Source organism: bacterium (genome assembly GCA_021372515.1).
Classification (GTDB): Bacteria; Gemmatimonadota; Glassbacteria; order GWA2-58-10; family GWA2-58-10; genus JAJFUG01.
Map to the genome: position 1 here is coordinate 51479 of JAJFUG010000113.1, position 7122 is coordinate 58600.

Here is a 7122-nt window from a genome sequence, read left to right on the forward strand (position 1 = left end):
CTTTCAATTCCAGGCAGGCAGCGCCGCAAAACGGCGTCCTGTCGATTAATGCGCGCACAGAGGACCCCTCTGCGGGAATAGTATATTTTATACGCTTGCCCAACCAAAGTCAAATCTAATTCTCTCGACGTTCCGCAGACAACGTAACCTTTGACATCCGGGCCGCAGGCGACTAATTTAATTGCTTGCATTGACCGATTTACGGTATTCACGAGTGTTGCTCTGCGCCGCACTTTTTGTGTCGCTCCCGCGGTGACACTCACCGGCGCCCTCTCCAGCCAAACCAACGGTAAAGCTTATGTATCGCCGGTTCAGACTGTCGCTTCTGGTCACCTTGCTCGCGCTCCCGTGGGGCCTTTTGACAGCCGCCGGGTCCGACCCGGCCGACCACAGCCGCTACTTTCCGCTCGACCACCCGGTCTACGACTGGCTGGACCGCGCCCAGGAGCGTGGCCTTCTGCTGAGCCTGGACCGGGCCCTGCGCCCTTACACCCGCGCCCAGGTGCGGCGCGCGGTGGCGGCCCAGCCCAGGGAGGCTCTGCACGGCTTCGAGCTGGACTGGCTCGAACATATCGAGCGCGAGTGCGCCGCGGAGCTCGACCTGCCCGCGGGCGCCGACTCGGCCGCCCTGCGTCTGACCGTGCGCTCTGAGGCCTCTTTGGAGCTGCGCTCCCTGCGCCCGGACCGTCACGATGAGACCGTGGGCCTGGGGTTCGGCGGACGGTTCGGGCCACTGGTCTGCGATGCCCGGTTCCTGCGCGCCCCGCAGCTGCTGCGCTCGCCGGATTCCACCTGGCAGCGCGACCCGGATGTGCTCCCCGCGCGTGAGGAGGGCCTGATCCGCCCGATGGAGGGCTACCTCAAGGCCGATTTCGTCAGCCGAGGTGGGGCGTTCGGCCTGGAGCTGTTTTTCGGCCGCCTGGCGCGCAACTGGTCGCCGGAGCTGGACCAGAGCCTGATCCTGTCGGGAGAGGCGCTCAGTTTCGACCATTTCGGCCTGGCCCTGCGCAGCCGTCACTTCACATTCAGCCACCTGCTGGCCCGTCTGGACGGCATGGACTACCGCACAAGCGCCGACCCGGTCTACCGTCGCGCCAACCGCTTTTTCACCGCCCACCGCCTGGACATCCGGGTGCGGGACAACCTGCGTTTCGGGTTCACCGAGAGCACGGTCTACGGCGGCGTGGGGGCCTCGTTCGACCCGGCGCTGATGAACCCGTTCACCAGCTACCGCCTGACCGCGATCCAGGACAAGGACGACCATGCCAACAACACGTTAGTTGCGCTGGACGGGTTCTGGAACGCCGCTGGGCGGGTGAGCCTTTTCGGACAGTTCCTGTTCGACGATTTCCTGCGCCGCTCCGACATCCAGGACCGCTGGGCGGCGAGCCTGGGCCTCGACCTGCGCGACCCGCCGCTCGCCGGGCCCTCCACGGCCGGACTTCGCGCCACCGTGGCCTCGAGCTATGTCTACGACACGTTCAAGCCCTGGGAGCGCTACACCCTGGAGGGCCGTTCGCTGGGCGCGCCGCTGGGCGATGACTACTGGAGCGCTGGGGCCTACCTGCGGCGCTTCCTCGGGCCGGAGCTGGATGTAACCGCCCGGCTGGACCTCACCACGCGGGGGGCGCGGCGGATCGCCTCGCCGGCGGCGGACCTGGTCGGCTCGGCCGGGCTGCCGTTCCCCACGCCCACGGCGGAGCGCTCGCTCGGCGCCGGCCTCGGCCTGCGCTGGCAGGCCCTGGACTGGGCGTTTCTCAAGGCGGAATGTGGATTCAGCCGGGTGCACAACCGTGACAACCATCCGGGTGAGGGACGGCGCTGCGGCTGGGGCAGCCTGTCGGTCTCCCTCTACCACGATACTGTTGTAAGTTTCTGAAACCGGATCAATGCGGGGACAATGTGATGAGCCAGACTCAGGACACACCGGAACAGGGGCCGGCCGGACAGGACAGCATGCACCGTGAACTGAACCTGATGCGCAACCATTGCCGGGACCTGGAACTCAAGTACGAGATCAGCCGCCTTCTGTACAACGAGCTGGACTACTCGCGCCTGCTCAACCTGATCCTCGACCGTCTGATGGATATCCTGCGCGCCGAGCGCGGGTTCATAGTCACCGGGCGGCCGGACAGTTTCCAGATCAAGGTGGCGCGCAACCTGGACGGGGAACTGGAGGGCCAGGACAACCGGATCGTCAGCCGCACTATCGTGCGCCAGGTGCTGGAAACCGGCCAGCCCTTGTTCGTGAACAACGCCCAGGAGGAGGACCAATACAGCTCCAGCCGCAGCATCGTGGACCTGGGCCTGCGCTCGATCCTCTGCGTGCCGCTCATCATCGGCGAGCGGCCCTACGGCGCGATCTACGTGGAGAACCGCTCGGTCAGCGCCTGTTTCATGCAGAAAGACCTCCAGTTGCTGCTCGAGCTGTCCGAGCTGAGCGCCAACAGCATCAAGAACGCCTTGAATTTCCTGGAGCTGAGCCGTGGCCACGCCGAGCGCAGCAGCACCCGGATCGGCGAGAGCCTGCGCCAGGAATACGATTTCAGCATGATCGTGGGCAAGAGCAAGAAAATGGTGGAGGTGATGGAGCTGGCCGCGCGCGTGGCCCCCACGGACGCCACGGTGCTGATCACCGGCGACAGCGGCACCGGCAAGGAGCTTATCGCCCGCTCCATCTTCCTGAATTCCAAGCGCAAGGACAAGCCGTTCCTTACAATCAACTGCGGCGCCCTGCCCACCGGGCTGCTGGAGTCCGAGCTGTTCGGACACGTCAAGGGCTCGTTCACCGGGGCGGTGGCCACCAAGATCGGACGTTTCGAGGCCGCGGACGAGGGGACAATCTTTCTGGACGAGGTGGCCGAGATGCCGCCCGAGCTGCAGGTGAAACTGCTGCGCGTGCTCCAGTTCGGCGAGTTCGAAAAAGTGGGCAGCTACAAGTTGCAGCGGGTGGATGTGCGGATCATCGCGGCCACGAACAAGCGGCTGCCGGATTTGGTGGCCCAGGGCACTTTCCGCGAGGACCTCTATTACCGGCTTAAAATCGTGGAGATACATTTCCCGCCCCTGCGCGAGCGGCCGGATGACATTCCGCTTCTGATCGACCATTTCATTCTCAAGCACTCCGAGGCCCTGGGCAAGACCATCGCCGGGGCCGACCCGCAGTTCGTGCGCACCATCCAGCACTACCAGTTCCCGGGCAACATCCGCGAGCTGGAGGGCATCATCCAGCGGGCGATCATCCTGTCGCGCGACAATTACATTTCCGAGACCGAGCTTCCCCCCGACATCCTGGAAAGCAGCCGTCCGGCCCAGGCTGCGGCCGTGCCCGGGCACAGCGTGCCGGTGGCCCGCAACAACGACGAGCTCAAGCTGGCGCGTGAGGAGGCCACAGCCCGTGCGGTGACCGAGGTGGAACGGGCTTTCCTGGAGGCGGTGCTGGAGGAGTCGGGCGGCAACATCTCGCGCGCCTCCAAGCTGACCGGGATGAACCGCAGCCTGTTCCAGCGGCTGGTAAAAAAGCACGGTTTCCAGTCCGAACGCGACAAGCACCGTCAGGCCTGAAAGTGACGCTCATCAAGTAACAAGTGGAACCCAAGAAGTAACTTCTTGCCTGCTAAACGGTTTGAAGAATTTTCCTGACACGGTTATCGCGTTTCGCAGTTCGGCCTTCACAGGCCTTTCCTTCTCAAACCCTTAAGACAAGCCAAGTTGGGCAGCCAGGGGCCTTTCGGACCCTTTTCCTGCGCTTTGCGCGCTCCCGCAACAATTGGCATGGAAATTGTTAGTATCTTTTTAACTCTAATAATATCTATGTCAGGCGGAAATGAAAAACGACCTTAAAATAACCCTCGCGGCAGCGCTTATGGTTCTCGTGGCGCCGCTGGCGGCCGTGGCGGCTATCCCCAACTACCTGCGCAACGCGATCTCTGTGCCGCGTGGTGTCACGGGGGGCTGGGCGTTTTCGCCCACCGAGACCCCCACCTCCTACCGTCAGGCCGCCCTGCTGGTCAGGGACCCGAAAAACACCACGGACAGCCGGAGCGGTCTGTTCTATGTGGACAACCGCGGCTCCTCGATCAACCTGAGCGCCTACGAGAAGTATTCCGAGGCCGTGGGTGCGGTCAAGGGCGACCTGGACGGGGACGGGCTCGCGGACGCGCTGGTCTGGTTCCGCAGCCGGCCCTATTTCAAGGTCTATTTCGGCGACAAGCCCCTGCGCAACCAGGTGGTCCGGGTCTACGAGGACACGCTGCGCCTGGGCAGCCCCGACACCCTGGCCCTGGCCGACCTCAACGGGGACAACCTGCCCGAGATAATCGCCTGGTACGGCTCGCTGAACTATATCCAGATCCAGTGGCAGGATAGCGTACCCCCCGGAGCCGACCGTTTCCGCCGCTTCGACCTCTACCTTCTGCCTGGGGCCAATTCCGCCGCCCTGTCCGCTTACAGCCCCCGTCTGATTTTCGGCGATTTCAATGCCGACGGCAAGACGGATTTCGTGTTCCACAATTGCCTTTTCAAGGCCGAGGGGCAGGGACGTTTCACCATACTGCCCTACCAGACCCAGGCCGGGATCGGTTTCACCCTGGGCTCGTTCGACCTGGACGGCGACGGGCTGGACGAGCTTATCGCCGCGTCCAACAACGCGACCTACACGCCGGACGTGGCCCACGTGATGAACCTCGACGCGAAAAACATTTTCCAGGACAAGACCACTTTCTCCATCAATTTCCAGGGTGCGACCTACGCGGACTGTTTCGACTACAACGCCGACGGCAACCCGGACCTGCTGTTCGGCGGCGGGCCCACGGTGACCATGCTGCGGGGCATCGCTCCGGGTAAGTACGCCTCTGGCGCTGCCGACACGGTGGTCGCCGGCAGCCGCGGGCTGCAGCTGATCGGCGCCACGGACTGGGGCAACGACGGCATCCTGGACTGGCTGTTCCTCAGCGCCAAATCCGACTCGCTCGTGATCTACTCCCCCGCGGATGCCCGTTACGTGGACAATACGGCCAATGTCGGCCTGGACCGCACCCTGGCCGGCAACGCCGTGGCCGTGGGCGATTACAACAATGACGGCCTGCTGGACATTTACGTGCTGAATTACAAGAGTTACAGCGCCCTGTTCCAGGGCCAGCCCGGCGGCAGGTTCGTGGATGTGGCCGAGCAGGCGGGCGTGGCCCAGGTGAACGACGGGATAAGCTGCGCCTGGGGCGACTACGACAACGACGGTTACAAGGACCTGGTGATCGCCGGGATCAGTCTGCCCAGCAAGCTGTTCCACAACAACGGCAATGGCACTTTTTCCGACAGCACCCGAATCCTTGGCCTCGACCAGTCCGGCCGCCAGCGGGCCACCTCGGTCTGCTGGGGGGATGTCAACCGGGACGGCTGGCTCGACCTGCTGGTGGGCAACTACGACGGGGCCAACTGGCTGCTGGTCAGCCAGAGCGGGCGCAAGTTCCTCGACCGTTCCAGGGATTTCGGACTCACCGAGTCGAACAAGACCGAGAGCGCCACCCTGGTGGATGTGGATGCCGATGGTTGGCTGGACATGGTGACGCTCAACGACGAGGGCCCGATCCGCCTGCTGATGGGCGGCGACAAGGGGTTCACCGACGCCACCGCCAACAGCGGCCTCAATGTGGGCTCCACCTACGCCAAGTTCGGCCAGAGCCAGAGCTGGGGCGATTTCAACGGTGACGGTTACCCGGACCTGTACATCACGCGCGCGCAGGATGTGGACGCGCTGTACATGAATGTCGGCAAGGGCTCCGGCGCGCGTTTCGACCGCAAGTTCTCGGACTATGTGGACGGCCGCTACGGCCGCCTGGCCAGCGCCATCGCCGACCTGGACGAGGACTGCCGTCCCGACCTGCTGATCGCACGCACCTCCGTGTTCGGCTTTTTCAGCGGCAGCTACGGCGACCTGTTTTTCTCCAACCCGGGCCAGTACCCCAACCCCGGCGCGGGGACCAAGAGCACCGATGACGCGGGCCTTCGCCGCGCCGCCGACTCCAGCCTGCCCGTGCCCGCGGACTACGACGGGGACGGCGACCTGGACGTGCTGTATGTCAACTACCTGCCCGACAACCCCTCCGACCTGTTCCACGGCAGCCAGCTCCCGCTGGGCTATTCCGAGAACAAGGGGCTGTTCCAGCGCAACCTGGTGCTGAGGCTCAAGCGGGACAAGCGCAGCCTGATCGGCACGCGCGCCGTGCTGTTCGTGGGCGGCAAAGGCTGGCTCCAGACAGTCCCGGGCGGCGGCGGGCGCATCCAGAACAACGGCACCCTGCTCTGGTCCATCTCCCAGAACGGCTACGCCGACAGCCTGGTGGTCTACTGGCCGCAGAAAGGCCGTCAGACCCTGGCCGGTCCCCTGCTGCCCGGCACGGTCGAGATCAGCGAGGACACACAGAGCGGCCCCACGCTCAAGTTGTTGCCCTCCGCGGATGGGACACCGGTAACCGGTACAATTACCTCGACATCCAGGACCGTGGATGTTACTTTGGAGGCGCGCGACCCCAGCGGCGTGAAATGGGTTCGCGTGGTTTTCGGCGATTCGAGCGCAACGCGGCAGGACACGGTCTACGGCCAGCCGCTCGGGAACGACCAGTGGAAGATCACACGGCGCACCCCGCTGCCCGGCAACTCGCAGCGTTTCTTTTTCGAGGCGGCGGACACATTCGGCAACCAGTCGCGCGACCCGGCCGGTGGGACGTATTCCCTGTACAACACGGCCACAGGGTTCCGTGGAGACATCAACCGCGACAATAAGGTCGATATTAATGATCTTGTATTGCTGCTCGATTGGTTGAAAGCCTCCAGTCCCCCTCTATCCGAGGCCGAAAAAGCTCTCGCCGATCTTAACCAGGATGGCAAAGTAGATTTTATTGATGTGATTATCCTGGGCCAGTTGGCCTCCCGTTGAGGCTTTCGGAGTTGAGCGGCCCGTATCGACAGCCGATGGAACTGCTTCGGCCGGGCGGTGGTATTATTCCGTTGTGCCGCACCCACAGAGAACACTACTGGATGAACAAGCGGTTCCCGGACCCTGCGCGTGCATAAATTCAAGCTCTGCATCATTCTGACTCTTCTTGCACTTTCCCTTTCCGCCTG

The 7122-nt window shown here is 63.8% G+C and carries 3 protein-coding genes; all 3 read left to right on the plus strand.

All coding sequences use genetic code 11. From position 1 onward, the window contains the following. Positions 1 to 298 precede the first annotated feature (298 nt). The 3 genes from LLH00_11460 to LLH00_11470 all read left to right on the plus strand — a co-directional run bounded on the left by LLH00_11460 (position 299) and on the right by LLH00_11470 (position 6934). Positions 299 to 1879 carry a capsule assembly Wzi family protein gene (locus LLH00_11460; protein MCE5271883.1) on the plus strand — a complete coding sequence of 527 codons (1581 nt, stop codon included), beginning with the start codon at positions 299 to 301 and terminating at the stop codon, positions 1877 to 1879. Positions 1880 to 1905: 26 nt separating this feature from the next. Beyond that, complete coding sequence (locus tag LLH00_11465; protein MCE5271884.1) at positions 1906 to 3564, plus strand: sigma 54-interacting transcriptional regulator; 1659 nt, start codon at positions 1906 to 1908, stop codon at positions 3562 to 3564. Positions 3565 to 3826: 262 nt separating this feature from the next. Further along, the gene (locus tag LLH00_11470; protein ID MCE5271885.1) at positions 3827 to 6934 is read left to right on the plus strand and encodes an FG-GAP-like repeat-containing protein; all 3108 of its coding nucleotides are present in this window, start codon (positions 3827 to 3829) and stop codon (positions 6932 to 6934) included. The last annotated feature ends 188 nt before the right edge of the window (positions 6935 to 7122 follow it).